Origin of the sequence: Sutcliffiella horikoshii, from assembly GCF_008180725.1 — a bacterium.
Taxonomy (GTDB): Bacteria; Bacillota; Bacilli; order Bacillales; family Bacillaceae_I; genus Sutcliffiella_A; species Sutcliffiella_A horikoshii_B.
Genome location: NZ_VTEV01000006.1, coordinates 202,127 through 228,506 on the forward strand (window position 1 = coordinate 202,127; position 26,380 = coordinate 228,506).

General features: G+C 40.1%; 25 protein-coding genes. 15 read left to right on the plus strand and 10 right to left on the minus strand.

Annotation, left to right across the window (positions count from 1 at the left end; translation table 11 throughout):
* Positions 1-13 precede the first annotated feature (13 nt).
* The 4 genes from FZC76_RS16390 to FZC76_RS16405 are packed head-to-tail and all read right to left on the minus strand — an operon-like array spanning position 14 to position 4,605.
* Positions 14-829: a hypothetical protein gene (locus FZC76_RS16390; protein ID WP_148989248.1), complete on the minus strand. Its 816-nt coding sequence runs from the start codon at positions 827-829 to the stop codon at positions 14-16.
* Positions 780-1,388, minus strand: a complete 609-nt coding sequence (locus FZC76_RS16395; RefSeq protein WP_148989249.1) for an RNA polymerase sigma factor — start codon at positions 1,386-1,388, stop codon at positions 780-782. Before FZC76_RS16395 ends, FZC76_RS16390 begins: the two co-directional genes overlap by 50 nt.
* Positions 1,385-3,676: an ABC transporter permease gene (locus FZC76_RS16400; RefSeq protein WP_148989250.1), complete on the minus strand. Its 2,292-nt coding sequence runs from the start codon at positions 3,674-3,676 to the stop codon at positions 1,385-1,387. The genes FZC76_RS16395 and FZC76_RS16400 overlap by 4 nt, the downstream gene beginning before the upstream one ends.
* Positions 3,673-4,605 carry an ABC transporter ATP-binding protein gene (locus FZC76_RS16405; protein ID WP_262372669.1) on the minus strand — a complete coding sequence of 311 codons (933 nt, stop codon included), beginning with the start codon at positions 4,603-4,605 and terminating at the stop codon, positions 3,673-3,675. Before FZC76_RS16405 ends, FZC76_RS16400 begins: the two co-directional genes overlap by 4 nt.
* A 200-nt stretch (positions 4,606-4,805) precedes the next feature.
* Here FZC76_RS16405 and FZC76_RS16410 point away from each other — a divergent pair, with 200 nt between their 5' ends.
* From FZC76_RS16410 to FZC76_RS16440, 7 genes are all read left to right on the plus strand, one after another.
* On the plus strand, positions 4,806-5,825 hold the full coding sequence (locus tag FZC76_RS16410; RefSeq protein ID WP_148989251.1) for a LacI family DNA-binding transcriptional regulator: 1,020 nt from the start codon (positions 4,806-4,808) through the stop codon (positions 5,823-5,825).
* Positions 5,826-5,939: 114 nt separating this feature from the next.
* Positions 5,940-7,250, plus strand: a complete 1,311-nt coding sequence (locus FZC76_RS16415; protein ID WP_148989252.1) for an ABC transporter substrate-binding protein — start codon at positions 5,940-5,942, stop codon at positions 7,248-7,250.
* A 263-nt stretch (positions 7,251-7,513) separates the two neighbouring features.
* Positions 7,514-8,398, plus strand: a complete 885-nt coding sequence (locus tag FZC76_RS16420) for a carbohydrate ABC transporter permease (RefSeq protein ID WP_148989253.1) — start codon at positions 7,514-7,516, stop codon at positions 8,396-8,398.
* Positions 8,399-8,410: 12 nt separating this feature from the next.
* Positions 8,411-9,241 (plus strand): carbohydrate ABC transporter permease, encoded by an 831-nt coding sequence (locus FZC76_RS16425; protein ID WP_148989254.1) that lies wholly within the window; start codon positions 8,411-8,413, stop codon positions 9,239-9,241.
* A 42-nt stretch (positions 9,242-9,283) separates the two neighbouring features.
* The gene (locus FZC76_RS16430) at positions 9,284-10,615 is read left to right on the plus strand and encodes a GH1 family beta-glucosidase (protein ID WP_148989255.1); all 1,332 of its coding nucleotides are present in this window, start codon (positions 9,284-9,286) and stop codon (positions 10,613-10,615) included.
* Positions 10,616-10,689: 74 nt separating this feature from the next.
* Complete coding sequence (locus FZC76_RS16435) at positions 10,690-12,024, plus strand: glycoside hydrolase family 30 protein (protein ID WP_148989256.1); 1,335 nt, start codon at positions 10,690-10,692, stop codon at positions 12,022-12,024.
* Between the two features lie 66 nt (positions 12,025-12,090).
* The gene (locus tag FZC76_RS16440; protein WP_148989257.1) at positions 12,091-15,042 is read left to right on the plus strand and encodes a carbohydrate binding domain-containing protein; all 2,952 of its coding nucleotides are present in this window, start codon (positions 12,091-12,093) and stop codon (positions 15,040-15,042) included.
* Between the two features lie 46 nt (positions 15,043-15,088).
* On the opposite strand, the gene FZC76_RS16445 is transcribed toward FZC76_RS16440, so the two are convergent.
* Both FZC76_RS16445 and FZC76_RS16450 read right to left on the minus strand, forming a co-directional pair.
* On the minus strand, positions 15,089-15,484 hold the full coding sequence (locus FZC76_RS16445; protein WP_148989258.1) for a hypothetical protein: 396 nt from the start codon (positions 15,482-15,484) through the stop codon (positions 15,089-15,091).
* Between the two features lie 76 nt (positions 15,485-15,560).
* Positions 15,561-16,409: an SDR family oxidoreductase gene (locus FZC76_RS16450; protein WP_148989260.1), complete on the minus strand. Its 849-nt coding sequence runs from the start codon at positions 16,407-16,409 to the stop codon at positions 15,561-15,563.
* A gap of 137 nt (positions 16,410-16,546) precedes the next feature.
* On the opposite strand from FZC76_RS16450, the gene FZC76_RS16455 reads away from it, so the two are divergent.
* From FZC76_RS16455 to FZC76_RS16465, 3 genes are all read left to right on the plus strand, one after another.
* Positions 16,547-17,158 carry a DedA family protein gene (locus FZC76_RS16455; protein ID WP_148989261.1) on the plus strand — a complete coding sequence of 204 codons (612 nt, stop codon included), beginning with the start codon at positions 16,547-16,549 and terminating at the stop codon, positions 17,156-17,158.
* A 59-nt stretch (positions 17,159-17,217) separates the two neighbouring features.
* Positions 17,218-17,841, plus strand: a complete 624-nt coding sequence (locus FZC76_RS16460; protein ID WP_187442114.1) for an SIMPL domain-containing protein — start codon at positions 17,218-17,220, stop codon at positions 17,839-17,841.
* 197 nt (positions 17,842-18,038) lie between these two features.
* Positions 18,039-18,422 (plus strand): hotdog fold thioesterase, encoded by a 384-nt coding sequence (locus tag FZC76_RS16465; protein WP_148989263.1) that lies wholly within the window; start codon positions 18,039-18,041, stop codon positions 18,420-18,422.
* Positions 18,423-18,452: 30 nt separating this feature from the next.
* Here the strand turns inward: FZC76_RS16465 and FZC76_RS16470 are convergent, their stop codons facing one another.
* Both FZC76_RS16470 and FZC76_RS16475 read right to left on the minus strand, forming a co-directional pair.
* Entirely contained in the window at positions 18,453-19,157 is a 705-nt protein-coding gene (locus FZC76_RS16470; RefSeq protein ID WP_148989264.1) for a DNA alkylation repair protein, read from the minus strand.
* A 72-nt stretch (positions 19,158-19,229) separates the two neighbouring features.
* The gene (locus FZC76_RS16475; RefSeq protein ID WP_316246619.1) at positions 19,230-20,417 is read right to left on the minus strand and encodes an MFS transporter; all 1,188 of its coding nucleotides are present in this window, start codon (positions 20,415-20,417) and stop codon (positions 19,230-19,232) included.
* Between the two features lie 220 nt (positions 20,418-20,637).
* Here FZC76_RS16475 and kapD point away from each other — a divergent pair, with 220 nt between their 5' ends.
* A complete protein-coding gene (kapD, locus tag FZC76_RS16480) occupies positions 20,638-21,261 on the plus strand; it encodes a 3'-5' exonuclease KapD (RefSeq protein ID WP_148989265.1) in 624 nt (207 codons plus the stop codon).
* A 47-nt stretch (positions 21,262-21,308) separates the two neighbouring features.
* Here kapD and FZC76_RS16485 read toward each other — a convergent pair whose 3' ends face one another.
* On the minus strand, positions 21,309-21,689 hold the full coding sequence (locus FZC76_RS16485) for a kinase-associated lipoprotein B (RefSeq protein WP_148989348.1): 381 nt from the start codon (positions 21,687-21,689) through the stop codon (positions 21,309-21,311).
* 90 nt (positions 21,690-21,779) lie between these two features.
* On the opposite strand from FZC76_RS16485, the gene FZC76_RS16490 reads away from it, so the two are divergent.
* From FZC76_RS16490 to FZC76_RS16505, 4 genes are all read left to right on the plus strand, one after another.
* A complete protein-coding gene (locus tag FZC76_RS16490; RefSeq protein WP_148989266.1) occupies positions 21,780-22,538 on the plus strand; it encodes a peptidylprolyl isomerase in 759 nt (252 codons plus the stop codon).
* Positions 22,539-22,622: 84 nt separating this feature from the next.
* A complete protein-coding gene (locus FZC76_RS16495) occupies positions 22,623-22,826 on the plus strand; it encodes a hypothetical protein (protein ID WP_148989267.1) in 204 nt (67 codons plus the stop codon).
* Positions 22,827-22,947: 121 nt separating this feature from the next.
* Positions 22,948-23,523 carry a superoxide dismutase family protein gene (locus FZC76_RS16500; RefSeq protein WP_148989268.1) on the plus strand — a complete coding sequence of 192 codons (576 nt, stop codon included), beginning with the start codon at positions 22,948-22,950 and terminating at the stop codon, positions 23,521-23,523.
* A gap of 562 nt (positions 23,524-24,085) precedes the next feature.
* Positions 24,086-24,691, plus strand: coding sequence for a histidine phosphatase family protein (locus FZC76_RS16505; RefSeq protein ID WP_148989269.1), 606 nt, complete (start codon positions 24,086-24,088; stop codon positions 24,689-24,691).
* 434 nt (positions 24,692-25,125) lie between these two features.
* Here the strand turns inward: FZC76_RS16505 and FZC76_RS16510 are convergent, their stop codons facing one another.
* Entirely contained in the window at positions 25,126-26,295 is a 1,170-nt protein-coding gene (locus tag FZC76_RS16510; RefSeq protein WP_148989270.1) for a MalY/PatB family protein, read from the minus strand.
* Positions 26,296-26,380: the final 85 nt, after the last annotated feature.

Below are 26,380 nucleotides of genomic sequence, written 5' to 3' on the forward strand. Positions count from 1 at the left end.
AATATCGCCTCAATTAACGAAACATCGTTTGCAGTTTCAGGCTTTTTTTATAAGCCAAGAATAGAAGAAATAGACCAAGAGTAACAAAGAAGCTTTGAATGCCTGCTACTTGGCTATGTGAAAACGGAATATATGCATAACCTTGTGCCTGATAAAGTGCGCCTGCAACCATAAGGGCTATCCATGCTGCTATCCCAAAGGCAAGACCGAACTTTACTCCTTTTCGCATCATCACATAGGCAATCATTCCATAGATTAGCATGGCAGGTGCAATCCAATCTAACAAAAAGGGTAGCAGTTGAAAATGTTGTACCTTAAAGCTAAGGTACAAGGATCCCAAGATACCCAACATAATATTCAAGGCTAATATGATGACCATCCGAGTTAGCAATAACAAGGCAGGTGGAAAAGGTGTAATGCTCTCAATGGTCCTCATTTGTTTATTCCATGTTTGGTACGTATAAAACACACCGACTAACATCGATAAAGGAATAGCAAACTGATAAAATTGTGTTGCTTCTGTAACATAAACGTTGGATGAGAATAACGTCAGCATGACAAAAATGAGCGTACTCATCACCCAGAAGTGCCATTGATAAAAAGAGATTTGTGCTTTTAACTGAGAAAGAAAGCTTGGCGGTTGTATAGCTTCTTGTCTAAACTCTTCTACGGGTGAAGTTCCAATTTCATTAAATGTAGGTTGCAGGGCTGCCAGCAATGTTTTTGTATCCTGACTGGATGGCGACTTGACGACATATGAAGAAAACATTTCTTTCATCTCATCTTCTAGTTGATACAGCTCTTGGTCCTGGTTGTGTTGTTCCTTCATTTTTTTCCGCCTCCTTTTCCGCTTCTTTTGATAATACCCCTTTAAGTTTCTTTAAAGCATGAAATAAATTGGATTTAACCGTTCCGAGAGGTAGATCGAGAATGTCTGCAATTTCTTTTAACTTCATGTCTTGGTAAAATCTTAATGTCACAATTTGCTGTTGTGACTCTGACAAACTTTTCAAAGAAGTTAACATCTCTTTCCTCGTTTCTTGACGCTCATAAATTTCAACAACCGATGCCTGTTGGTCCACTGTAACCGGCAATTCCTCTTTTGCCGTATCTTCTGAACGATATTGAGCACTACGCCAATAATCCTTGCAGATGTTAGAAGCCACTCGGTACAGCCAGGCCTTCGGATATGTTGGTATTTGTTTGGTTTTTAGCTGCTTCAGAAGGCGGATGAATGTTTCTTGGACAACATCCTCTGCTTTTTTAGAGTCCTTCAACAGCCTTTCTGTATATTGATGTATCGGTACATGGTACCTGTGAACAAATGCTTCAAATGCCGCCTGGTCACCCTCAGCCATCTGTTCGAGAAGCCTTTCATCGCTTATCACCGCATTCCCCCGCTTTCAAACGTACGATTCCAATAGGTCATCCATTCTTCATAGGTGAAGGAATCTTTGTTATTGTTCTTTATGTCTTGAAAAATATCCTTTAGTATCTGTTTTACTTCTTCTTTATTTCCTTTCTCCCATTCCTTTGCCACCATCAATACGACTTGTTCATTATATTGAAGTTTGTAAGAGTCTATCAGCTCATTAAACTTTTCTAAGGTAGTCATATCTTCGGATGAGGTCATCCAGTTAATATGAGAGACAGTGGAAAGGTAATAGAATTCTGTACCGTTAAATTGCTCAAAATCATTCCACTTAAAATCATAATAATCTTTATAAAAAACAAGCAGGTATGTTTCAACGAGCCCCTTTAATACAGAGTCCCCAGGGACTTCGTAGTAGTAATGGTTTAGCGATTTGTGCTTGAACAGTAAAAACGTCATTAACCTGGTTTTCAAATCTGTCATCGTATTATTTATCATTTTTCCATTATCAACCTGTACGTATGTCTGGATGCTATCATCAAAGAAGAGGGCTTCATCAAAAAGATTGGTGTTATAATATTCCGCACCTACAAAATCTAGGGATGGAATGTAAATTAACTTCATGTCTTGTTGGAATGCTTCACCAAGCCACCTCTGGAAATACTCTTCAACATCTTTCATGTCTGCAAGCTTTTGCTGTAATAATTGGTTGTTTTCCTTATGAGCAATAATAGATATAGGGATGTCTTCCGTATTTTCTATAAGTCCTTTATTTGAAAAAAGTGTAATACCTTTTGCATTTTCACTAGTAAATACCTGCACCCCATCTGTTGTTGTTTTGCTGGAATGACCAGTACTAAAAACATGAGAGTCAAAGTTCATCAATTCCACTTGAAAGTCGGAAGCGGGAAGCTCCTGGTTCAGTTCTAAATGCCGATTATACTGGATGGTATGAATATAATTTTCTGTATCCATATTAAACAAAGTATAAATTGGATAATTCCCTGGGAGAGGGTACCAACCTATATAAGAAGGGAGATACATATCCTCTCCTTTCAAGAAAGCAAAATTTCTTTCTTTTCCGTATACATGTCCCCATTCATTAAGACTTCCGCTATACTCTACTTCTAACCTGTTCATTGGCTGTTGTCCTAGGTCCTGAACGGTGATGAGGTGATGATCCTTCTTAAAATCAGCTTTTACCCCGTTCCAAGATACAGTTTCCACTTCAAAAGAGGGATATAGACTAAAGTTTAGAGAGGAGTTTACTTCCGTGTTTGGAATAATCATCTCTGCTCGTACATGAAACCTATCATTTCCTACATGTTCCATTGTTATAGTGTAGCTATCAACGGTGTAAAACTCCCCTACTGTGTCGAGTAGATTTCCATTTTCCCACTGTTGTTCAACAGCACCTGCTTTCAACTCATTATAATGACCTATACGTTCCGTCCATAATGAACCGTAGGGAAAAAATGATGCAATGGTAAGGGCGGTAACGAGTCCAAAGAAAGTCCATTTCCTCTTTTCAAAAGAAGAAATTCGATTAGTGGATGACTTCATAATCGTAATTGCCAACAAAAACAGACTGAAAAACAAGACAAATAACTGCGAATACAAGGTTTCTTTTCTAGATAAACGGTAACCCCAATCATCAGAATGAGAAATATCCATGAAGAACTGGTTAAGATGAAACGTCTTTAAAAAATATAATTGATAGCGTTGAATAATATATCCTTCCATAAAGAATGTCCCAAACATCCAAGCGCAAAATACAATGATATAAACTATCCTGTTATTTATAAGAACAGCCAATACCATCCCTAGTGAGATGGTGACAGCATAAGAAAATTGACTTTGAATAGAAAATGATACGCCATGCTCCAGTAAATAGGATAGATCTTTGCCAAAGGAAAAACCTTGCCACAAAAACACCAAGAAATAAAATAAAGTAAACAGACCGCTGTAAATAACAAGCGATAAAAATTTTGCTAGAATAATGGACAAAAAAGAATTTGGCAAGGAATTCGTCCAATCTAGTAACACTGTCTGTTTCTCTCTCCTAATGGAAAGGACACTTGCTAAAAATAGTACTCCGAGTGAAAGGGTATGGCCAATTGCAAGGAATTCATTATTTGCTTTAAAAAAACCGGCTGCATATTGCCCCATAACATTTGTAGTCGCTTCATTTCTATTAATCATCCATAACGACATGCTTATCCCGTACACAAGTGGTGCTAAAAGGAAGAACCAATTCTTTAAAAGAAACCGGCTCTCTAGTTGTAATTGTTTTATGAATCTCATGAGGATGGGCCTCCTAATAAGGCAAGATAACCATCCTCTAAACTAGGCTCTTGCATCATTGCTCCGTAAAACGGCTTTTCATCTGCCAGAACTCGTGCATACACAGAGCTGCCACGATGTTCAGAGCAAAGTACAGTATCCTCTGACAAGTTTTCTAGATATCCTGATGGAACAACCCCTTCCCACACTTTTCCACAAGCTAACTCTTTCAATTCATCGACTGTAGCATCCAATAACAGTTCGCCTCTTCTCATTACCGCTATTTCATAGCAACTGCTTTCAATATCTGTTACAACATGGGTAGAGAGAAGGATACTTTTGTTTAGCCCTTCTTTAGATAAGAGATTGCGAAAGCGCAGCCTTTCTTCTGGATCTAACCCGACAGTCGGTTCATCTAAAATAACTAGTTTCGGGTTTCCCATAAACGCTTGGGCAATGCCGACACGCTGCTTCATCCCATGGGAAAATGTTTTGATCTTTTCATAGGCTCTCGATGTTAAGTTTACCTCGTGTAACCAGTGATCTACCTGTTCCCTGCGTTCTTTCTTGTTCGTTAAACCCTTCATCACCCCTACATAATCTAATATCTCCACTGGCGACATTTGGGGGTAGACATGGAAGTGCTGGGGCAGGTATCCAATCATTCTCCTAACCTTTTCTGGATGCGAGAGGATGGAAATGGAGTCAATGTGAATGTCTCCTGAAGATGGTTTCATTAAAGTGGCCATGATTCGCATCAGTGTTGATTTTCCTGCACCGTTGGGACCTAATAGACCGAATATTCCTGTTGAGATGCGCAGGTTGATGGAAGATAGCACTTTTTGTTGTTTATATGTTTTTGATAGATTGCGTATTTCGATCATGGTGAATCCTACTTTCTGTTTAACTCCTGAAATAGTCTGTTCAACTACTTGAGATTTTCGTTCCATTCATTATTGAATCCTTCACTAATTATAACGAAATAGATGGGAAAAGGTTTAAAGTGCAGGAGGAAATTTGGAGAAGGGGAGAATTACCAGTAACATTACGGATATCTTTCTGAATTTTCTTCGGAAAAGATATTGACGACGTTTTCATTATATTTTATAATTACTTTCGAAAGCGCTTTCGGTTCGAGAGAGGGAAAACAATGACAACTATTTATGATATTGCGAAAAAGACTGGCTTTTCTATTACAACTGTATCAAAAGTATTAAATAATTATACAGATGTAAGTGAGAAAACCAAAAAGAAGATACTTGAAGCTGTAGAAGAAATGGGGTACTACCCCAATTCCCACGCACGCTCATTGATGACCAAGAAATCTTGGACAATCGGTGTGGTGTTTATGGAAAACTTAGGTGTTGGTATTAAACATCCCTTTTTCAATGCCGTGATTGAAAGTTTTAAGCAAAGAGCAGAGCAGTTTGGCTATGACATGTTATTTGTTTCAAGAAACATCATTAATGAGAAAAAAAGCTATCTAGACCACTTCCGGCATAGAGGAGTGGACGGAGTAGTGGTAGTTTGTTCTGTATCTGATGATCCAGAAGTAAAAAAACTGATGGAGTCACCATTGCCTACGGTTATTATTGATATGCATAGCTCTAAATCAAGTGTTGTTTATAGTGATAATAGTTATGGAAGTGTGTTGGCAGTTGACTATCTTTACTCGCTTGGGCACAGAAAGATTGCTCACATTTACGGACATCAGGAAACGTATGCGGGAACGGAGAGATTAAAGGGTTTTATAAAAGCAGTTAAAAAACATAACTTAGATATCCCTAAATCTTACATTGTAAATGGTGGATTTTTCTCCTTGGAAAGTGGAGAACAGGCAATGAAAGAATTGTTATCACTTGATGATCGTCCAACGGCAGTCTATGCTGCAGGAGATAATATGGCAATTGGTGCGATGAAAGCAATACGAGAATTTGGGTTGTCCGTACCAGATGACATATCAGTAATCGGTTATGATGATATTGAAATTGCTAAACATATTGCACCTCCATTAACCACGGTCAAACAGGATATGAGTCAACTTGGTTCCACAGCTGCCGATCTGTTATTAGATCAGATCAATGACAAAACAAAGCTCAACAAAGCCGTTACCATTCCAGTAGAGCTTATTATCAGGGAAACGTGTAAGGTAATTAAAATTGATGAGTGAAGAGGGGACTAACAAGTTCTCTTTTTATCCATAAAACGAAAGCGCTTTAGTTAAAAAATATCCATTTTCGAAAGCGCTTTAGTATTTTTTACAACTAAACAGGGGGGTATTTTTGTGAAAAAGAAGTTATTAATTCTTATTACTGCAGTAATGACGCTAAGTTTATTGTCAGCTTGTAGTAACTCTTCTTCTTCTAAGAAGGCAGATTTAACTGTCTGGTCCTTCACGGATGAGCTACAAGAACCAATCAATGTATTTAAAGAAGAAAACGGAGTAACGGTTGATTTAACCATTATTCCAATTGAAGATTATCCTACGCGTTTACGTCCAGTATTGGAAAGCGGTCAAGGAGCTCCGGATGTATTTACAGGAGAACTTGCATTTATTAAAGACTGGGTAGAACAAGATTATTGGGAAGACCTTTCTCAAGAGCCTTACAATGTACAAGAGTGGGAAGATGACTATATCCCTTATGTATTTGATCTAGGAAAAGATTCAGAAGGTAAAATCAAAGCTGTATCTTGGCAAACAACTCCAGGTGGTATCTTCTATAGAAGAAGTATCGCTAAAGAAGTACTAGGTACTGATGATCCTACTGAGATTGGCGAAAGAATGAGCACAATGGACGGTTTGTTTGAAGTTGGAGAAGAATTAAAATCCGCTGGTTACCGTCTATTCCCTGATGAAGGAGCTGTTCGTTGGTTTGCACAAGGTCAAGATCCACAACCTTGGGTAAATGAAAACAACGAGCTTGTTCTTACAGAAGGAAGAATCAACTATTTCGACTATGCGAAAGAATTACGTGATAAAGATTTAACTGCATTTGCACCAGAATGGTCTCCTGCATGGTTTGCAGCAATGGATGAGCCCATCAACTACAATGCAGGTTGGGAAGAAGTGAAAGAAGACAGTTCTAATCAAACAGAAGTGTTCGCTTATGCATTACCAACTTGGGGTCTTCACAGTGTTCTAAAAACAAATACAGAAGAAACGGTTGGAGACTGGGCAGTAACAAACGGTCCGAACCCATACTTTTGGGGCGGAACTTGGTTAGGAATCTACAAAGGGTCTGAAAATAAAGATCTTGCATGGAAATTCGTTCAAATGATGACACATGACGAAGAGTTCTTAACTGATTGGGCAACAGAAACTGGGGATGTTCTATCCTACTTACCAGTAACAGAGAAAATCAAGGGTGAGTTCCAAGAGCCATTCTTAGGCGGACAAAACAACTATACGTTCTTCTTAGAGGAAGCTGCAAACATCAACCCAGGTACTGTAACAAAATATGACCAACAGATTGATGGATTCTTTGGATCTATGGTTGGGGAGTATGTGGAAGGAACGAAAACAAAAGAAGAAGCAATAGAAGAGTTCTATCGTTTAGTGAAAAATGCATACCCGGATATTAAGACACCTGAATAATGCAACAAGGGATGTGGTGGGAGCTGAAACTTAGCTCCCACCCATCATTTAAAGTAAGCTCTGTTAACTGCCGCTGTGAATTTACGCACTTGGCTTCGCTTTCCGCGGGGCGTGTGTTTGAGCCTCCTCACTTCATTGCGGGGTCTCAACCTACCGCTATCTCCCGCCGGAGTCTGCGCCATGTGCTCCAATCCACAGCTAGGTTATTCATATAACACATCATCTCTTTTATTAACAGAGTTATAAGAAAGAAGGCGATTGATTTGAAGAAAAAAGATCATTATGGATATCTGTTCATCCTCCCATTTTTTATCGTCTTTGCGATTTTTAGTATCTATCCAATTGTACTAACCTTCTATTATAGTTTCACGAACTACTCCGGTATGGGAGTACCTGAGGTTGTTGGATTGGCTAACTATACAAGACTACTTACTGATAGCTACTTTTTACAGGCATTTTTCAATACTTGGTACATATGGGGAGTCAATTTCTTCTTTCAAATGCTTATAGCATTGGGGCTTGCCATTTTGTTCTCCGATATTCGCTTGAAGATGAAAGGGCTTGGTTTCTTCCGAGCGGTACTTTATCTTCCCAACTTGATTACTATTGCATCGGTAGCTTTATTGTTTGGTATTTTACTAGGATGGCACCATGGTACATTGAATCATTTATTGATGGATTTAGGAATTATCTCTCAGCCTATCAACTGGCTTAACGATCCAACTACAGCAAAATGGTCTGTTGCTCTTATTGGGGCTTGGATGTGGTTTGGCCACACATTTATCGTATTGATGGCAGGTATTTCAGGTATTTCAAAGGATTACTATGAAGCGGCACTTATTGATGGAGCGAATCGTTGGAAAACGTTATTCCATATTACATTGCCATTGTTAAAGCCGATTATGTTATATATCATGATCACTTCTTTGATTGGCGGCTTACAGATTTTCGAATTGCCGATGTTATTAACGGATGGTATGGGTGCACCGCAAGGATCACTAAACACAATGGTTTTATATATGTACAACCAGGCATTTAAATTTAACAACTATGGATACGCCGCAGCGGTCGCATACGGATTATTCTTAATTACGTTAATCTTCTCGTTTGCAACATTTAAAGCTATGTACCGCAAAAGCATGGATTAGGAGTGAGTAAGTGTGAATAAAAGGATTTTTGTAAAGAGCATCCTCTACGGGCTTTTAATATTGCTTGCGATTATTAGCTTTATCCCATTTTATATGATGATTATCAACGCTACGAGATCCAATTCGGAGATTCTGCAAAAAGGGTTTACCCTCTTACCAGGTAGCGCAATCATGGAAAACTATGAAAGATTGATAAGTTTCGTTAATATTTGGCAAGGATTCGGTAATAGTGTATTTATTGCAATTTGTGTAACTATATTAAGCTCCTATTTCTCCGCATTGACGGCGTATGGGTTTGCCATTTATAACTTCAAAGGCAAAAATTTTCTTTTCGTATCTGTATTAATTTTGATGATGGTACCGGGCCAATTAGGTCTAATTGGATTCTATGATTTAAACAAAACCTTAGGAACATTGGATAGTTATATTGCATTAATTATTCCAGCTATTGCAAGTCCATTCGTTGTTTTCTTCCTACGACAATTTCTTGTCTCCACCCTGCATCCTACTCTTTTAGAGGCAGCTAGAATGGATGGAGCAAGTGAAATAAGAATTTTCCATACGATAGGTTTACCTATCATGATGCCGGCAGTAGCTACAATGGGTATCTTTACCTTTATCGGATCTTGGAACAACTACATTGTTCCATTAGTAGTTCTATTCAGTCCGGAAAAGTACACGTTACCGGTCATGATGGGCTTCTTAAGAGGATCAAAGGTAGCAGAGAATTTAGGCTCTATGTACTTAGGAATCGCGATATCTGTTGTACCAATCATGATTATCTTCTTGTTCCTATCAAAATATATCATTAGCAGTATTTCAGCAGGTTCAGTTAAAGAATAGTTCAGACAATGTACAACTAGATAAATAGAAGAGGTGAACGGCATGTTAAATTTTTCAAAGGATTTCATTTTTGGAACAGCAACATCCTCCTACCAAATAGAAGGAGCACACGATGAAGGAGGTCGTACTCCATCCATCTGGGATACTTTTTCAAGAACACCGGGGAAGGTGTGGAACGGAGACACAGGAGATGTGGCTTGTGACCATTACCACCGTTATGAAGATGACATCAACATTATCAAAAGTCTGGGGGTAGATTCTTATCGCTTATCTATCGCTTGGCCAAGAATTTTCCCACAACAAGGTGTCTATAATCAAGAAGGTATGGACTTTTATAAGAAGTTAATTAACGGCTTATTGGAAGCAGGTATCAAGCCAATGGTTACGTTATACCACTGGGACCTTCCAATGTGGGCACATGAGCAAGGCGGATGGGTTAACCGTGAATCTGTTTCTTGGTTCATGGAGTTTGCCGAGAAGTGTTATGAAGAGTTAGATGACCTAGTTTACTCTTGGATTACTCACAACGAACCGTGGTGTGCGAGTTTCTTGAGCTATCACCTTGGACATCATGCTCCTGGACATACAAACCTTGAAGAAGGAGTAAAGGCAGCCCACCATATCCTACTTTCTCATGGAGAAGCGGTTAAATTGTTAAAAGGTAAATTCGGATCTTCTACACCGATTGGAATTACATTGAACCTAGCTCCGTCTTATGCTCCAACAGATACCATCAATGACCAGATTGCAAGAAACAATTCGGATGGCTATGCTAACCGTTGGTTCCTTGATCCAATCTTCAAAGGTTCTTATCCAATGGATATGATTAATCTGTTTTCCAAGTTGATTCATAACTTTGACTTTATTCAAGAAGGAGATTTGGAATCGATTTCAACTCCATGTGATTTCTTTGGAATCAACTATTACGCAAGATCATTGGTTGAGTTTGATCCAAGTTCACCAATGCTAAATAAAGGTGCATACTCTGATTACCCGAAAACGGGAATGGGCTGGGATATCTCTCCACAAGAGTTCAAGGAATTAATTAGAGGACTTCGAGAGAACTATACGGATCTACCAATCTATATCACAGAAAATGGTGCGGCTTATGACGATGTAGTTGTGGATGGTTGTGTACATGACCATGAACGTAAAGACTATGTTGAGAAGCATATTACAGCTGTTGCTGAGTTGAATGAAGAAGGAATGAATATCGCAGGATATTTCTTGTGGTCTTTATTTGATAATTTTGAATGGGCGTTTGGTTATGACAAGCGTTTCGGCATGGTGTATGTGGATTTTGAAACGCAGGAAAGAATTTTGAAAGATAGTGCGAAGAGATATCAGGAGATTATTAGTTTAAGAAGTATATAACCACTCAGGATTGAGTGGTTTTTTTGAAAAGGTAAATTGGTTTTGGCACGAACTCAATAAAAGGAGGTCATTTTATGAAGAATATTACGGTTATTCAAACGAGAAAAGAGACGGGAAGACCTTGGGAACAAGTAAACAACATCGAATGGAAACAAAAGAGTGACAAAGCTGTCTTGTTAAAGCTTTTTCCTGAAAAACAACATCAAGAATGGCTGGGTTTCGGCGGAGCATTTACGGAAGCGGCTGCATATAACTGGTCGCAGCTATCAGAAGCCAACAAAGATGCCATTATTAACGCCTATTTTAATAAAGAAACAGGCCTTGGATATAACCTTGGTCGGACAGCAATCCACAGCAGTGATTTTGCGCTGGGCAACTATACATACGTCGAAGAAGGAGATGTAAACCTGGAGTCCTTCAACATAGAGCGGGAACAAAAGTACGTTCTTCCATTTATCAAAGCAGCAGAGTCAGAAGTGCAAGAAACAATAACAATACTAGCATCGCCTTGGAGTCCACCAGCATGGATGAAAACAAATGGCGAAATGAATCACGGTGGCAAGTTAATAGATAAGTACAGAGAAGCATGGGCTAATTATTATGTGAAATATATCAAGGCGATGGAAGCGGAAGGTGTTCCAATTTGGGGGATTTCGGTGCAAAACGAACCGGAAGCGACTCAGGTCTGGGATTCTTGTATTTATACAGCAGAGGAAGAACGAGACTTTGTGAAGAACTTCTTAGGTCCGATTATGGAAGAGAACGGTCTTGGCGATAAAAAAATCATCATTTGGGATCACAACCGTGATGTAATCGTGGAGCGGGCGACTGCCGTGTTATCCGATCCCGAAGCGGCTAAATATGTATGGGGAACAGGCAACCACTGGTATGTATCAGAGGAGTTTGAGAATCTATCAAAAGTACATGATGCATTTCCCGACAAACACTTATTGTTTACAGAAGGCTGTATTGAAGGTGGAGTGAAGCTTGGTGCATGGCATACAGGAGAACGCTATGCTAGAAACATCATCGGGGATATGAACAACTGGCTGGAAGGATTCATTGATTGGAACCTTGTGCTTGATATTCAAGGTGGACCAAACCATGTAGGCAACTATTGTGATGCTCCAATCATAGCTGATACAGAAAAAGACGAGGTCCATTTTAACAGTTCTTACTATTATATTGGACACTTTAGTAAGTTCATCAAGCCGGGTGCGAAGAGAATTGCTCATGAAACAGAACTTGCAGATGTTTCACTTGTCGCTTTCAGAAATGAAGATGAGAGCATTGCCGTTGTTCTTTTAAATGAAACAGAAGCGAAAAAAGAAATGTCGATAGAACTTGAAGGGGAAGTAATGGACCTAGCTATTCCTGCAAGATCTATTACAACCGTAGTATTTACCTGATTACTTTAGGGAGGTGATGGGCTAACTCTAAGGAAGAAGATCACAAAAGGATGAGGAGGAAGAAATGTGTTGAAAAAAGGTTTCACGGTCATGTTGGCAGCATGCTTGCTGACAACGGGGTACTCTCCAGCATATTCCAATGATGCTGTAGGGAAAGGTGAGGGCAATCAAACAATGGCAGATGGAGAAAAAGATTGGCAGTTAGTATGGGAGGATAATTTCACAGATCCTGAATTGAATCAAGACAAATGGTCGTATGATATAGGAAATGGCTTTGTTCAGCCAGACGGCAATTATGTTCCTGGATGGGGGAATCAAGAACTTCAATATTATTCTGAAGATAATGTAACAATTGAGGATGGTAAGCTGGTCCTTACTGGGAAAAAAGAAGCTGCTTCAGATGAACATGGAACATACGGCTTCACTTCCGGAAAAATTCATACAAAGGGGAAGTTCAACCAAAAGTATGGAAAGTTTGAAGCGAAAATCAAATTGCCTGCCGGACAAGGATACTGGCCTGCTTTCTGGATGATGCCAGAAGAAGACAAGTACGGTGGCTGGGCTGCATCGGGTGAGATTGATATTATGGAGGCAGCTGGAGGCGACTTAAATAAAGTAGGCGGCGCTATCCATTATGGCAGCCAATGGCCGAATAATACGTATACTGCAGATGACTATCACTTTGGTGAGGGCTCGGACATCACAGATTACAATGTCTATTCTGTAGAGTGGGAGCCTGGAGAAATCAGATGGTATGTTAATGGAGAACTTTTTCAAACGCTGAATAACTGGACAAGCTTCAACACTGAAAATGGCACAAAATACGCCTACCCTGCACCTTTTGATCAGGAATTTTATTTAATTCTTAACCTGGCAATTGGAGGCTGGTATGGTGGAGGGCCAAATGATTCCACCGAATTCCCAGGTCAAATGGAAGTGGACTATGTAAAGGTGTATGAATTGGACGAAGATCAATATCGTGAGCCTGTGGAACCTGTTTTTGAAAAAGAGGATTTACCAGAGGGATCCAAGGAACCGGTGGATGGTAATTACATCTATGATACTGCTTTTGAAAATGGATTCACCGAAATCAAGAATGGAACGGAAACTTTCGATGAAGAAGGCTGGAACTTTGTTCATTTAAATGATTTTGGAGGAAATGGAAGCGCTTCAGTAGAAGGTGGTTTTGCAAAGATTGATATAGGTCAAGCGGGATCACAATCGCATGCCATTCAGTTGATTCAAAATGTACCTGCAGGAGTAGGGAGAACATACAAAATTAGCTTTAATGCAAAAGCTGCTTCAAATAGAAATATGAATCTTAAAGTAAGTGGCGGAGAAGCTCGAGGTTGGTCACTCTATTCCCCAAATTATGAGGTAGCCTTAACTCCTGAACTACAAAGCTATGAATATACGTATCAAATGCAAGCAGAGTCAGATGCAAAAGCACGTCTGGAATTCAATATGGGTTTAAATACAAATTCTGTTTGGATTGGAAATGTGAAAGTAGAAGAAATAGAAGCCATCGATCCATACAACGAAGACGCAGCGAAGCCACCGCTACGTAATGGCAACCATATTTATAATGGGACCTTTGATCAGGGTCGAATGGATCGAATGACATATTGGAATCTTATCTTAGATGGAGCAGACGCACAAGGATATGTTGAAGAAGATACAAGAGCATTAAAGGTGGATGTAAAAGAAGACGGAGTACCTGATTCTGTTCAACTTGTTCAAAAAGGTATTTCCATAAAGAGTAACAATGAGTATACACTTTCCTTTGATGCTAGTGCTGTAGAAGGAAGAGACATCCAGGTTGCTGTTGTAAGTAAAGATGGAATTGAAAATTATTCCGGATGGGAAACAATTTCCCTTTCTACAGCGGGAGAGAACAAAACGTTTAGCTTCCGACCGGAAAATGCAGATGACTCAGAAGCAAAACTAGTATTTTTATTAGGTGGAAATACAGGATCCATAACATTGGATAATGTATCCATGTTTGCAAAGAAACTGCGTGCAGATGTTCTGTCTTTTGAAGATATTTTCCCACTAACAAACGGTAAGTTCAATTTCGGTCTTGAGCATTGGAACAACCATGTCCAAGGGATTTATGATGGACCTTCTGACGCTAACTTTGAGGTGGTAGATGGAAAAGCGGTAACAACAATTGAAAATGTAGGTTGGAACCCATGGGATGTCATCTTCATGCAAGAAGGCCTGCAGATGAAAGGCGGAAATACGTATCTTATTTCCTTTGATGCTTCTTCGACTTTAGCGCGTAATATGGAAGTGGTATTAGAGGACAGTTCGTATAACCGTTCTTTGTCAGAGTTGATTTCACTTGTTCCAGAGTTTACTACTTACACTTTTGAAGTAACACTTAACGAGGATAAGCAACTTGATCTTAAATATTTGCTAGGAAACGTAGCAGGTAACGAAATTACAGATGAAGAGCACCAGGTAGTCATCGATAATGTAAAAGTGGAAGTAGCAGGAGAAAGAGAGAAGCTGTTCCCACTTAAGAATAGCGATCTTATTAATAGCATCGAAAACTGGAATCTGCATGTGCAAGGAGAGTATGAGGGTACTTCTAAAGCGCAAGTAAAAGCGAAGGACGAACATGCCACTGTTACTGTAGAAAACCTAGGTACTAACCCTTGGGATATCATGTTCTTCCAAGAGGATCTTGAGCTTTCAGGTGGCAGAACATATGAACTTCAAGTGGAAACAAGATCAAATCACCCTAGAACAATTGAAGTTGTAGTGGATAATGGCGCCCCTTACTATCACAGATTTTTTGAAGATGTAGTGAAAATCGGTCCAAAACCGCAAAACTATCAATTTGAATGGGAACAACCAGAAGGTGCCCAGCTAGGTCTTAAATTCTTGTTAGGTAACATGGATGGTGTTTCTAAGAAAAAGCATCACATCGACTTCCGAGAAGTGAAGCTTGAAGCAAAAGGCGCGAGAGCCTACCTAGAACAACTTGAAGGAACAGATGACGCAACGGAATAATCCATAACAACAAAAAGGATTACAGGCGACCCTGTAATCCTTTTTGTCATCCCCATCTTAAAGAGATGGTCAAGTGGCAGCAATCTTTTCCTTCAATTTCAGATGTCATATTCAAGTTAATGCCATCCGGGTTAAAGTCCACTTTCACACCGGAATGCACACCCGTTGAAAGTAATAACTGAGACACTTTTTCTTTGTTCCCTGCCTGTGCAGCTGCCATCACTTCCGATGCAAACTCTTTGGAATCCGACAGCTTCTGCAAAATGATGCTGGCCTCTTTCATCAATTGCTGCATGGATTCTGCCGATTCAGTAAAAACAGTAGGATCCACTTCGGGGTAGACCCGGAAATATGGTCTTGGCATTGCATGCGTGTAAACAGGAAAATAAACATTTCTTGGATAATATACAGGGCGGTGTAAAGGAGTTTGATAAAAATGCATGACGTATCCTCCATTTTTTCATCGGTACAGTACTATATGTAATGTAAAAAGGAATGGAGAGTTGTCACCCTTCTATTTAGTCTTTAATTCTTAATTGGCTTAATACAATCTTTTCCCATACTCCCCATGGCAATAGACGCTTGGCAAGTAGAGAGAGTCTTACACCCTTTCCGACGGTATAGCGGAGTGTGGGAGTTTTCTTCATATCGGCTATCTTCAACACCAGGTTAGCAACTTCAACAGGGTCCCCATACTTTTCTCGATCTTTTTGAAGTCTGTTATTCATTCCTGTAAACAATTCAAGGTATGGGGAATCGGAGTTTCCAGCTTTGGATGACATATGGGTGCCAGAAGACCAAATATTCGTTTGAAACGAGCCTGGTTCCACAAGGACCACGTCTATGCCGAACTTCTTTACCTCCAGTCTGAGACTCTCACTGTACCCTTCTAAAGCGTATTTAGAGGAAACGTAAGGGGAAAGGCCGGGGAAGCCAATTAAGCCGCTGATGGAGCTAATATTGATAATTCTGCCATTGCCTTTCTTTCGCATCATCGGAAGCACATGATTTGTTACCCTCATTACTCCCAAAAGGTTGGTTTCCAATTGGAACTGATACTCCTCCATACTCAACTCTTCAGCAAAACCAGCAACAGCAAAACCTGCATTATTGATTAGCACATCCACACGGTCTAGACCTTGAACAAAGCTACCGAAATTATTAACAGATTCTTCATCTGTTACATCCAATAAAACAAAAGTCAGATTGTCCGTATCCATTGGAGTCAATCCTTCCAATAAGGTGGATTTCTTCGCTTCATCCCTGATCGTTGCAACTACATGATATCCCACTTTTAGAAAAGCTTTTGTAAATGTTTTTCCAAAGCCTCCGGAAGCACCTGTAATGATGACTGTCTTATTTTTCATGGAAATAACCTCCCTAGCATTAATTGGTAAAGAGTTTGATAGTTTATTTATAAAATATAAAAGGAATAAATACTATACAGTGACAATGGCGTTTGGAAGCATAACAAACTTTGCTTCAGGCAGAAAGAAGGGGTCACATGGATTTCACCATTATCTTAGAAATAATAAAGGAATTTGGATATATAGGATTATTTTTATGGCTTTGGTTAGGGATGTTTGGTATCCCGGTCCCTAATGAAGTTTTTGTGAGCTCAGTAGGGATTGTCGCACAAAAGGGACTCCTTGAAACATCGCCTGCATTAATTACAATTTATCTAGGAGTGATAGCAAGTTTAACCACCTGTTACTTTCTAGGACGGTTCTTAGGGAAAGGCGTGTATTCAAAGCTTGAGAAACACGAGAAAATGGAAGCTTCCTTTGAAAAGGGGGAAGAACTTTTAAATAAATATCATGCCTATGCATTATGTATTTCCTATTTCCTGCCCGGAGTGAGAAATGTCGTTCCTTTTTTGGCTGGATTTATGAAACTGCCATACTATCAGTTTGCCATAGCAGCTTATACATCTGCAATTCTTTGGGTGACGACATTCTTCTTCATGGGGAGGCTAGTGTGGAACTATGCACAGCTTTTCGTGGTGTTTAGATTGGAGTTGCTGATTGCCGCATTTGTTTTTGTCTTGTTGTACTTTGCTTATGACAGGTACAAAAAACAAAACGACCCCAGCTTTATTTTCCAAAAGTATCGTTAACGTATATGTTAGGCCGTCCTCTCATAGACTAAGAATAAAAGGTTAAGAGGATGGTGGTCATGTTGCAACGAACGATGCTTGTTCAAGGAACGGCAAAAAAAGAAGTCCAACCGGATATTGCGTACCTGCAATTAGGAGTGGTCACCACCAATCCTGATGTACAACGAGCGCAAGAAGAAAATAGATTGATAGCTAATCGAATGATTCAAGCCCTAATAGCAGCCGGCATTCCTCGAGAAGACATTGAAACATCCTCTTATACTTCATTTCCGCGTTATGAAACAGATCCATCAGGTAATTCTGTCCTATCAGGCTATGAAGTCCGCCACATATTCCGCATAGCAGTCAGAGATATTACAAAAGCTGGCACCATCGTCGATTTGGCATTTGAAAATGGTGCAAATATTTCTGAGAGTGTATCCTTTGAAGTTTCTAATTATAACGAAATCTATCGTCATGTCTTGCAGCTGGCAGTTGTGGATGGGGCGAAAAAGGCACATGCAATGGCTGTAACTCTACAAGTTTGCCTTTCTCCCGTACCAATGAAGGTGGAGGAGGTTACACAACAGGTATTTGCAGGGCCACGTTATGCCTCTTTGTCTGTTCAAGAAAAAGCAAGCACACCAATTGAGCCACAAGAAATTACTATTAGAGCCTCTGTTAATCTTGAATATATATATTAAAAAAACAGACCGTTTCGTCTTCCAGTTTGGAAGGTGGCGGTCTGTTTTTAACACAAACATTAATTTTTTATGCAAAAAGGGGGGAGATCCATGCTGGATTGGACGGCACTTATTCCTATTTTTGTATTATTCTCTGTGTATTTTCTTTTTGCAGTAGTATTATTAAGAGATAAGCAGAAATAAAGGAGGAAACAGAATTGGAACTAGAAAATACACTAATAGACTTACTTGGAATCGAAATTGTAGAACTGTCGGAAGAAAGAGCAGTGGCCACTATGCCAGTAGATAAACGCACACATCAACCATTCGGATTGTTGCATGGAGGAGCGTCAGTAGCCTTGGCTGAGACGATTGCAAGTATCGGGACTTTTAATCTGATTGACAAGGAAATCGAAATCTGTGTCGGTTTGGAGATAAATGCAAATCACCTAAAAGGGAAAAAGGATGGGGTAGTGAAGGCAATCGGAACTCCATTACACCGCGGGAAATCTACAATGGTTTGGGATATTAAAATCGTTGATGAGGAAGACGCGTTGATTTGTATTTCCCGTTGTACCATGGCTATTTTGAAGAAAAGGTAAAGAAAGAAAAAGAGAAGAGGAGTGGGGGTTTTAAACCTCCATTCCCCTCCTCGCCAAATGCTTCAGCCCTTCACGTCGACTAAGTGGCGCCAAATCCTCCGTAGAGTTAATGAAACTCCGCACTTTAGCTGGAGCAGTTTTGGAATACTCCCTTAATGCCCAGCCAATCGCCTTTTGAATAAAAAACTCCCTAGACCCCTTTGTAGCCTCAATATAGGAAAACAGCTTCTCAGCATCTGTCTTACTTTTGTACTTCAATTGAAAAAGAATAGCCGATCTTTGCAGCCAGAAATTTTCGGACTCAACCCACCTATCTGGAAAATCCTCTATACTTGCCTTCTCCCTCAGCAAAATTGCCCCGACATGATGTGGTGCAATATGATCCACTGTGTCCCACCAGGAATTTGTACTAATCAATTCTTCCAAAAAGGGAAGCCACTCAGCGTCCAGCTTCATAATATGAACATCTATCATCGCGAGGGCCGCATAATGGAACTCCCTTTCAGGCTGAGTATATAAAAAAGTTACAAGCGGCTTAATCCAATCTCGTTCTGGCTTGCCATATTCCACAAAAAATCTTTTTAAGAACTCTTTTCGCTCAGGCGACTTAATCCCTAAGAACGAGAAGTGATTGCGCATATAATTTTCCATAGGCTCTCTATTCCATTCATTCCGATTTGTCCGAAACAAATCGATTAACTCATTTTGATACCTTTCCAATGGAATGCTCGCCATAAAAAAACCCCCCATATCCTGTCCTTTTACTAGTAGAATACAGGATATTGGGAGGCGGTTAAACCAAACATTTTAAGATTCTGCCGTTTTCTTCGCACTTTCTGAATGAAGAATGCTATAGAGTAACATCACTCCTGAGCATAAAAAGATAAAACTAGTGATATAGAACACAGTAGTAATCCCGTAAAAGCCAGCAATCATTCCACCCATTACAGGTCCAATAACATTCCCTAGGAATCTGAAACTGACATTGTAGCCGAGCACTTCTCCCTGCATGGATAACGGAGCTACATTACGGATATATGCGGTCATACATGGAATCAAACCACCTACCACCATGCCAAACAAGAAACGGAACAGAACAAGTTGCCAAAGCGACGTGGCAAGCGCTTGAGGAATAAAGAGTATCGAGCTTGCAAGCATAAGAATCACGATGACTTTGTCATGGCCAATGTTATCCCCAAGTTTTCCCCAGTTCCGTGACGCTAACAAATTACCAAAGCCTGTGGCAGAGAATGCAAACCCTGCAAGCAAGGCGATATTTGTTGCGACTCCACCTGTTAATTCATTCACATAAAGTGCAAGTAAGGGCTGAATGCTAAAATTAGCTGCCTGGATGAACATGGATAAGAACATAATCTTAAGCAATAGCGGTTTTTGTAGGATATATTGCAGTACTTCTTTCCGTGAATATTTCTTTTCTTTTTGATTTGCAGAACTTTTTTTCTTCTCTTTAATGCCGAATGCCACTAGAATCACAGCTAAATAAATTAGGGCTGATGTAAGGAAAAACGTGTAGGCAAAGCCGAAGGAATCCGCAAGCATGCCGCCAATCAATGGGCCGAGGAGTCCGCCGGAAACCGTACCTGTCTGTAAGGTTCCGAGTGTTTTTCCTGCAATCTCTTTTGGTGCTTGAGAGGAGATTAAAGCCATTGAAGTCGGGATGAATCCGGTTGCCAATCCCATGAACATCCGGAGAATGAACAGTCCATGAACAGAATCCACAACACTCATCAACAGGATGCTGGTTGCAATCCCTGTTCCTGTTAACAACAAGATCGGCTTAAACCCGTACTTATCCCCAATTCTCCCCCAAATCGGTGAAACGAAAAACGCTGTGAGAAAGGTAATGCCAAAAATAAACCCCGACCAACGCTGTACATAGGAATCGGAGTAATTCCCAAACGTCTCAATGAATAAGGATAAGAAAGGGAGAATCATAGTAGCACTAGCAGCAACGAAAAAGTTCGCAATCCACATGATGAACAAGTTTCGTCCTGATATGGAGATGATCGTCACCTTCTCTTCATAAATTTCGGATTTTAAATATTTCGTATAACTAAATAATAACGCATTCTCCAGGAAAATCAACAAAACAAGCTTTATTTTTGGAAAAATGAGTGAATTTCGTGCTAAAAACGTTATTCACCGTGATATAATATAGTAATAAAATTCTGAAAATTAAAGAGGGAGGGGAACCATGAAATCAACACCGATACATTTGTTTATTGATTTTGAATTTACGATGCCCGAAAATAGAAACTATCCAAAAAATTTTTTCCCCGAAATCATTGAAGCTGGAATTGTTGCAGTGGAAAAAGATAAAATAATGGACCAATATTCAAACTATATCCGCCCAACCGCATTTCCAACTTTGACTAACCGTTGTAAGTCTTTCTTAAATATCAGTCAAAGGGATGTCCTTGAGGGGGCAAGTTTTGAAAAGTTGATAGATGTTTTGAATTCCTATAACGTGCAAGAGAGGGGAACAGTTGTAACGTGGGGGAATATGGACATGAAGGTGCTAAGAAACAACTGTGATTATCACGGAGTACCTTTTCCGTTGACGTGCAAGCATGTTGATCTTTCGATGGAATACAAGAAATTCTTTGGTGACCAAAATCAAACCGGGCTATGGAAAGCTGTGCAAGAATACGGAAAGGAAGGAACAGGTAAGCACCATCGGGCACTTGATGATGCGCTTACGACATTTAATATCTTTCGACTCGTTGAAAAGGACAAAAGTTATCTTGCCAAACCAGAACCTACTACCATTGGAGACCGAATTGACCTTTCCAAGATAATAAATAAATATGCCTTATAAAAAGCCAAATCCCTTAAACAGGAGATTTGGCTTTTAGTTTGCTAGTATCAAAGCTTATAATCCTTGATTAGAATGGAAAAGTTTTCTATGCTTCTTTTTGCCCAAAGGCTATCGTCATTCTCGAGTGCTTGCGTTGCTGAGTTTAGTGCAATTTTCAATGATTCTTTGTAATCAAGAACTTCCCCATCATAGGGCTTCACCATGTTTTTAGGTATGTTGGTCTGTTCATGAAAAGCCAAAGCCCGACGCTCATGAAAGAGCGGAACGTCCGTTTCTTTTGGTGCGTGCAAATCCCCTTGCTGTGGATGCTTCACTACTGCTTTTACTTTCACTAAATAATGCATAGGGCGAATAGCTGTTACTTCCCCAATATATTTTCCAGTTTTGTAAATCCCGGTTACGATGCTGCCGATCTCTATTTTCTCCATCATAAGTCCCCTTTCGTATTAAGATAGTGATTTTTTTTGTTATATTTAGTAATATCTTGTTAAGTAAATAAAATATGGGGTGTGACACACGTGAAAAAATTGATGATTATGATGCTTGCGCTACTTCTTATTGTAACAGGTTGTGGGACAAGTACAAATGAAGAAAATGCAACTGGCAATAATGCAACAAATGAACAACAGACTGAAGAAAATGCTGGACAAGACACAGAAGATGAAGGGGCCGGTGAGGAAGTTGAAGTTGGTGAGTTTCAACAATTTACGAACACTAGTGAGACAATTCGTACTGTAGAAATAGAAACAACAAAAGGGAAAATGGTTGTAAACCTTTATCCGGATGCAGCACCTAAAGCAGTAGAGAACTTTGTTACACATGCAGAAAATGGCTACTATGATGGATTGATCTTTCATCGTGTCATAGAAGATTTCATGATTCAAGGCGGAGATCCAGAAGGTACAGGTAGAGGTGGAGAAAGTATCTATGGTCAACCGTTTGAAGACGAGTTCAGTCGTGAGATGCTGCACTTCAGAGGTGCTCTTTCTATGGCGAATTCTGGAGCGAATACTAACGGAAGTCAATTTTTCATTGTTCATGCTAAAGAGGTAGATGAGGCAACTATGGAATCAATGATCAAAGCGGGATATCCTGAAGAAGTTATTGAATTGTATGAGGAGAATGGCGGGACACCTGGATTAGATTTCAGACATACCGTATTTGGACAAGTGGTGGAAGGTATGGAAGTGCTTGATGCCATTGCAACAGTGGAGACTGGTGAAGCGGACAAGCCAGTAGAAGATGTCGTGATAGAGAAAATGACCGTAGTAAAATAAGGAAGTGTGTGCTAGATTGGTTCCTTGCAGAAACTTTTGATATAATGAATACGTTCATAACCTTTGAAAGGTCGTGTGGTAACGATGCTTAATTTTTTTATGTTACAACTATTCTTATATTTTCCAGAAGATAAATCTGAATACATTCCTGCAGGGATTACCTTTGCCATTTTCTTTATAGCTGCCATTTTTGTTTTTCGATATATTATTAAAGTATCCAAAAGAGAAAGCCAGAAGGCGAAGGCATTAGAGGAACAGTTGCGAAGGGAAAAAGTTATTAAGGATTGAAATGTTTAGGGGCTCATTCACCAATTATGGTGAGTGAGCCTTTTTTTATTGTACAAAAACATATTCCCCGTCATTTTCGGGGAAACTTTGGTAAAACGAGTAATGGGAGGTCGACTAGTTTATGCGGGCAAAAATGTTTATCCTGCCTTTTCTGCTTTGCTTAGTTTTAACAGGGTGTATGGAAAGCAAAATAACGGCACTTGATGTGGAGATATTTAATGCAACGGGTGACTCTCTAGGAGTTGCAAAGGTTTCGGAAGATCCAAATGGCGTGAAGATTGAATTGAATCTAGAGGGACTTCCTCCCGGAGAGCATGCAGTACATATTCATGAAAAAGGATTATGCGATGCACCAGATTTTAAAACGGCAGGCAATCACTTTAATCCTGATGACAAGCAGCATGGCTTAATGCACCCTGAAGGAGCGCATGTAGGAGACTTGCCGAATATTATTGTGGAAGATGACGGGACGGTCATTGCAGAATTGATGGCACCACAAGCAACATTAGAGGAGGGGAAAACCTCCTTAATCGGCAAAGATGGGACGGCTATTATCATTACAGAAAATATTGATGATGGCATGACCCAACCCGCTGGTGATTCAGGAGAGAGAATTGCATGCGGCGTTATTACCAAAGAGGTCGCAGAAAAAAATGAAGCTGTGGAAGAACCGGTAGATGAAGCCGAGAAAAAATAACAACAAAAAAAGACACACTCAATGGGGTGTGTTTTTTTGTTGTTAATGAATTAATAAAATAATTGAATTGTAGAATAGTCTTCATGCTACTCTTCATCGTCGTGATGAAGACCTGAGTGACAAGGAAAAAGGAGTAGAGATGTTCTCATGGCCAGTATGAAGACCTTGATGACGAGGAAAAAGGAGTAGAGGAGTCCTCATGGCCAGTATGAAGACCATGGTGACAAGGAAAAAGGAGTAGAGGAGTCCTCATGGCCGCTATGAAGACCTTGAAGACGAGATAGGAGGAGTAGGGAAGTGCTCATCGTCGATATGAAGACTTGAGTGACAAGGAAATAAAACAAAAGAAGCCTTCATTCGTTACAGAACGAAGCGCAAAGGGAAGGTCCGGCCAATATTCAAAGCACCTGGGACCATCATTTATTTTTGGCAGCATTAGCTGAGGGTAACTAACTTTTTTGTTCGAATTCCTTTGTATTATTAAAGAAATATTCGTAATCATATTGACACAGTTCATAGTTTTAAGATAATTTTAAATTTATAGATAAAAGGGGGTGCATCTTTGGAGATACTATTAATAAGGCATGGACAATCAGAAGCAGATATTCTTCAAGTTCATGAGGGGAGAGCAGACTACCCTTTGACAGAACTTGGAAAGATGCAGGCAAAAAGGCTGGCTTGCCGATTAAACGAGCATTGTCCTCCGGATATCATATGGACCAGTACATTAAAAAGAGCGTCAGAAACCGCCGCTATATTGGCTGAAGAAGTGGGCTGCATGGTAATCAAGGAACCAGGTCTGATGGAATTTAACAACGGGGTCCTTGCAGGTTTACCTAGAGAAGTGGCAGCTACTAAGTATCCATTGCCGCCGGGAGGAAGAAAACCACATGAGAGGATTCAGAATGGAGAATCTGAAATTGAATTTCGCATGAGGGCCGAAATGACGTTATCAAAAATCTTAACTGAGAGTTCTGCTGTTGTCAGAATTGCGATTGTGTCACATGGGGGAACTACATCTAATTTATTGAAAGCACTGCTGCAGTTACCCGTTCATACGAACATTAAGTTCCCGACAGGAGATACAGGAATGCACATTATCAGGAAAAATGATGAAGGTTTATCTGTTGTTTCATTGAATAATTCAGAGCACTTATATAATATGTAATCGGGTTATGCAAGCGTTGTGCTGCATAACCCTTATTTTTTGTTCTATATAACTCCGCTGATGATTTCCGTAAATGGCTTCGCTTTCCTAGGGGCTGAGAAAAGCCTCCTCGCTGCGCCTGAAGCCACTAAAAAAGTATCTTGATTGGAGTTTGATGATTAAACACCGCTGATGATTTCCGCAAATGGCTTCGCTTTCCTAGGGGCGGTGCTTGAGCCTCCTCGCTGCGCTGCGGGGTCTCAAGCTACCGCTATCTCCCTCAGGAGTCTTCGCCTTTTGCTCCAATCATCAGCTAGGAAATATTTAAAACGTTACGTTATCAGTTTTTCAGTGGCCTCGCTGCGCTGTGGGGTATCAAGCTACCGCTATCTCCCTCAGGAGTCTTCGCCTTTTGCCACAATCACCACCTAGGTTTTCTTCTTATTTTTATCCTCTTAACTCAGGGCAGTTTTTAGTCTTAGAAGGCCTTCTTGTAAGGTTGCTCTTGTGCAGGCTACATTCATGCGAAGAAAGCCGTTTCCTTCTTTGCCGAACTTGCTTCCGGACTCAAGGGCAAGCTTTCCTTTATGAAGGAGACGGCGCTTGAGTTCTTCCTCTCCTAATCTTAGGTTGCTGCAATCAATCCAGAGCAAGTAGGTCCCGTCCGGCTTGCTTGCGGATACATTAGGAATCTCTTTATGAATATAGTCCACTGCGTAATCCATGTTGGCTTCTATATAATGCAACACTTCGTCAAGCCACGGCTTCCCATGCCTGTAAGCTGCTTCCATTGCAGAGACACCTAGCATGTTCAACAAGAAATGGCCCTGCCTTTTTAAGAAAAATTCCAATTCTTCACGGAGCGATTGGTTTGCAGTGACCATTGCAGCAGCCTGTAATCCAGCTATGTTGAAAGTCTTGGTCGGTGAAATACAAGTAACGGTCTGCGTAGCAATGTCCTCAGAAATAGATGCAATGGGATAATACGTGTGATTATTGAATGCTAGATCAGCATGTATGTCATCGGAAACGATGATCACTTGGTGCTTAACACAAATCTTGCCAAGCTTCTCTAATTCCATCCGAGACCAGACTGTGCCACCTGGGTTATGAGGATTGCATAATAAAAGAAGCTTTACATCGCTATCTAGTTGTTCTTCGAAATGTTGAAGGTCCATATGATACCGGCCATCTCTATATTCCATAGGACTAGTTATTAATTTCCGATCATTATTTGTAACCATGTCATAAAAAGGATAATAGACAGGAGAAAAAACGATAACCTTGTCCCCTGGGTTTGAAAAGGTTTGGATGGTCGCGCTCAATGCTGGAACCACACCTGAAATATAGGTGAGCCATTCTTGTTTAAGCTTCCAGTTGTGTTGTTTTTGAAACCAGCTTACAACGGCATCGTGGACAGATGGGGAAATGGAAGTGTACCCGTAAATTCCATGTTGTGCCTTATCCATAATTGCTTGGGTTACCTCTTTTGGTGCCTGAAAGTCCATGTCAGCCACCCACATGGGCAATACATCACTACTTCCAAAAACGCGAGCTGTTTCATCCCATTTGATACTCGAAGTATTTTTTCTGCTGATGTGTTCGTTGAAATCATAGGTTTTCATAGATGTTCATCGCCTCCAATCAATTCGATCTGAGTCTACTAAACAATTTCCAAAAAACAAGGTATAATATGCAGTAAATGTTGTT

What these genes read in the sequence shown, in the direction of transcription:
- FZC76_RS16445 (WP_148989258.1), bottom strand. Translation starts at nt 15,484, where the DNA reads ATGCATTTTTATCAAACTCCTTTACACCGCCCTGTATATTATCCAAGA.
- FZC76_RS16455 (WP_148989261.1), top strand. Translation starts at nt 16,547, where the DNA reads ATGGATTTCACCATTATCTTAGAAATAATAAAGGAATTTGGATATATA.
- FZC76_RS16500 (WP_148989268.1), top strand. Translation starts at nt 22,948, where the DNA reads ATGCGGGCAAAAATGTTTATCCTGCCTTTTCTGCTTTGCTTAGTTTTA.
- FZC76_RS16510 (WP_148989270.1), bottom strand. Translation starts at nt 26,295, where the DNA reads ATGAAAACCTATGATTTCAACGAACACATCAGCAGAAAAAATACTTCG.
- FZC76_RS16435 (WP_148989256.1), top strand. Translation starts at nt 10,690, where the DNA reads ATGAAGAATATTACGGTTATTCAAACGAGAAAAGAGACGGGAAGACCT.
- FZC76_RS16430 (WP_148989255.1), top strand. Translation starts at nt 9,284, where the DNA reads ATGTTAAATTTTTCAAAGGATTTCATTTTTGGAACAGCAACATCCTCC.
- FZC76_RS16400 (WP_148989250.1), bottom strand. Translation starts at nt 3,676, where the DNA reads ATGAGATTCATAAAACAATTACAACTAGAGAGCCGGTTTCTTTTAAAG.
- FZC76_RS16460 (WP_187442114.1), top strand. Translation starts at nt 17,218, where the DNA reads ATGTTGCAACGAACGATGCTTGTTCAAGGAACGGCAAAAAAAGAAGTC.
- FZC76_RS16390 (WP_148989248.1), bottom strand. Translation starts at nt 829, where the DNA reads ATGAAGGAACAACACAACCAGGACCAAGAGCTGTATCAACTAGAAGAT.
- kapD (WP_148989265.1), top strand. Translation starts at nt 20,638, where the DNA reads ATGAAATCAACACCGATACATTTGTTTATTGATTTTGAATTTACGATG.
- FZC76_RS16485 (WP_148989348.1), bottom strand. Translation starts at nt 21,689, where the DNA reads ATGGAGAAAATAGAGATCGGCAGCATCGTAACCGGGATTTACAAAACT.
- FZC76_RS16450 (WP_148989260.1), bottom strand. Translation starts at nt 16,409, where the DNA reads ATGAAAAATAAGACAGTCATCATTACAGGTGCTTCCGGAGGCTTTGGA.
- FZC76_RS16495 (WP_148989267.1), top strand. Translation starts at nt 22,623, where the DNA reads ATGCTTAATTTTTTTATGTTACAACTATTCTTATATTTTCCAGAAGAT.
- FZC76_RS16475 (WP_316246619.1), bottom strand. Translation starts at nt 20,417, where the DNA reads ATGTGGATTGCGAACTTTTTCGTTGCTGCTAGTGCTACTATGATTCTC.
- FZC76_RS16470 (WP_148989264.1), bottom strand. Translation starts at nt 19,157, where the DNA reads ATGGCGAGCATTCCATTGGAAAGGTATCAAAATGAGTTAATCGATTTG.
- FZC76_RS16405 (WP_262372669.1), bottom strand. Translation starts at nt 4,605, where the DNA reads ATGGAACGAAAATCTCAAGTAGTTGAACAGACTATTTCAGGAGTTAAA.
- FZC76_RS16410 (WP_148989251.1), top strand. Translation starts at nt 4,806, where the DNA reads ATGACAACTATTTATGATATTGCGAAAAAGACTGGCTTTTCTATTACA.